This window comes from Streptomyces sp. NPDC057654 (assembly GCF_042800135.1).
Lineage (GTDB): Bacteria > Actinomycetota > Actinomycetes > Streptomycetales > Streptomycetaceae > Streptomyces.
In genome coordinates this window covers 1-1,961 of sequence record NZ_JBHVHQ010001208.1, presented here as the reverse complement: position 1 = coordinate 1,961, position 1,961 = coordinate 1, and the positions used below count along the sequence as shown (strand labels likewise).

The window sequence follows — 1,961 nt, the reverse complement described above, 5'->3', positions numbered from 1 at the left end:
GTATGTCTGACACGCCAGGTTCACCCTTCAACTGGGTGCAGTTGCGGCCCGGTTCTGCGTCCCATAAGGCGCTTTTGTCGGGCGGTAACCGCACCCTACCTGCCGGTAGCCAGCCGCGAAGCGCAGCGGAGCCTCCAGCGGACACCACCACCGTCCCATCCGTCACTGCATGCGCTGTGGACCCGCAGGGTCCGAGACGCACCCGCACCCGAGCAACCGGCAACGGCCACTTCGCGGCAGCTGCCAGCGGCGCAGCGCAGCGGAGCCAGCCTGAACCCCGGCCACGCACGCCGCCGCAGGCAGTGAACGCGCCCCAGTCCGCCCCCCTCCCTCCCGCTGCCGGCGCTCTGGACCCGGAGGGTCCGAGACGAAAGCCGCACTCACCCACGCCGAATACCGCCCCACCCACCAGCCGCCGCACCTTACCTGCCAGTAGTCGATTGGAGGCGCAGTGGAGCCCCTCGGGTCTGGTCACGGCCGCTCGTTGAGGGCTGCTGCCAGCACGGTCGCCTCGTGGTGGACCGTGAGCTTGTCATGCCTCGTGGATGCGGACCGGTGGTGCTTGAGGCGGTTGTGGGCGCGGTCCGTCGGGACTCTGATCCGCTTGCTTGGAGTGCACTTCACAGTCCTAGCGTTTAGACAGCTGAACCGAACACCCATCGCGTCGACGCGTCATTCCTCACGACCAACTGAAAAGACGGCAAGTGGTAGACAACCAATTCACAACGCACACAGAACTTTTCGATCTGCGTGGAAAGCGCGCACTTGTCACCGGAGGCACCCGAGGCATCGGAATGATGATCGCGCGTGGCCTTCTCCAGGCGGGCGTCCGCGTGGTCATCAGCTCGCGCAATGCGGAAGCGTGCGCTCAGGCGCAGGAACAGCTTTCCGCATTCGGTGAGGTGCGGGCCATCCCCGCCGATCTGTCCCGCCACGACGAGTGCCGGCGGCTGTCCGACCTCGTCACGGCCGACTCGGAGCCTCTCGACATCCTCGTCAACAACGCGGGCGCCATATGGGACGAGCCGTTGGAGACGTTCCCGGACGAGGCCTGGGACACGGTCGTCGACCTCAATCTGAAGTCGCCGTTCTGGCTGGTCCAGGAGCTGCTGCCCGCACTTCGCAGGGCGGGCACCGCCGACGATCCCGCGCGGGTCATCAACATCGGCAGCATCGCTGCCATCCACATCCCTCATCGGCCCAACTACTCGTACTCCAGCAGCAAAGCCGCCCTGCATCAGCTCACCAGAGTGCTCGCCAGGGAACTGGGACCGCAGCACGTCACCGTGAACGCCGTGGCGCCGGGACCGTTCCCGTCGGCGATGATGGCTGAAACCCTCGATGAGCTCGGCGAGGCGATCGCGGCGGCGGCCCCACTGCGCCGGATCGGCCGCGACGACGACATGGCGGGTGTCGCCGTGTTCCTCGCCAGCCGGGCAGGCGCCTACCTGACAGGCGCCGTGATCCCCGTCGACGGCGGCATCGCCACCACCGCGTAGGCCGCCCAGGGTCTATTCGCTCAAGTTGAGCTTGAGCGTTGATGGATGGCCATGCGGCTGGCATCAAGTCGGGCCGTCCGTCGGTATGGACGCGGCGGCATCTGATGGGCGGCATACGGTGGCGGACCCGGACGGGTGATCCCTGGCGTGACGTGCCGGAACGTTACGGGCTGTGGGGCCGGGGCCATGCCCTGTTCCGGTGCTGGCAGCGCGATGGTGCCTGGGCCCGGATCGTCACTCGGCTCCAGGCCGAGGCCGGGGCCGCAGGCGGGGACCGAGCCCGGGTGCTGCGTCGTGCCCTATGTATCAGGTTCACCGTTCAACAGAGTGCACTTGCCGCCCGATTCCGCGTCCCAAAAGGCGCTTTTGTCGGGCGGCAACCGCACCCTACCTGCCGGTAGCCAACTGCGGAGCGCAGCGGAGCCTCCTACAGCCACCACCACAGCCCCACTTGTCACTACA

The 1,961-nt window shown here is 67.3% G+C and carries 3 protein-coding genes; 2 read left to right on the top strand and 1 reads right to left on the bottom strand.

Annotation, left to right across the window (positions count from 1 at the left end; all coding sequences use genetic code 11):
* Nucleotides 1–471 precede the first annotated feature (471 nt).
* The gene (locus ACFU99_RS42075) at nt 472–624 is read right to left on the bottom strand and encodes a hypothetical protein (RefSeq protein WP_384403653.1); all 153 of its coding nucleotides are present in this window, start codon (nt 622–624) and stop codon (nt 472–474) included.
* 80 nt (nt 625–704) lie between these two features.
* Here ACFU99_RS42075 and ACFU99_RS42070 point away from each other — a divergent pair, with 80 nt between their 5' ends.
* Nucleotides 705–1,499, top strand: coding sequence for an SDR family oxidoreductase (locus ACFU99_RS42070; RefSeq protein ID WP_384403650.1), 795 nt, complete (start codon nt 705–707; stop codon nt 1,497–1,499).
* A 41-nt stretch (nt 1,500–1,540) separates the two neighbouring features.
* Nucleotides 1,541–1,900: a transposase gene (locus ACFU99_RS42065; RefSeq protein WP_384403647.1), complete on the top strand. Its 360-nt coding sequence runs from the start codon at nt 1,541–1,543 to the stop codon at nt 1,898–1,900.
* The last annotated feature ends 61 nt before the right edge of the window (nt 1,901–1,961 follow it).

What these genes read in the sequence shown, in the direction of transcription:
- ACFU99_RS42065 (WP_384403647.1), top strand. Translation starts at nt 1,541, where the DNA reads ATGGATGGCCATGCGGCTGGCATCAAGTCGGGCCGTCCGTCGGTATGG.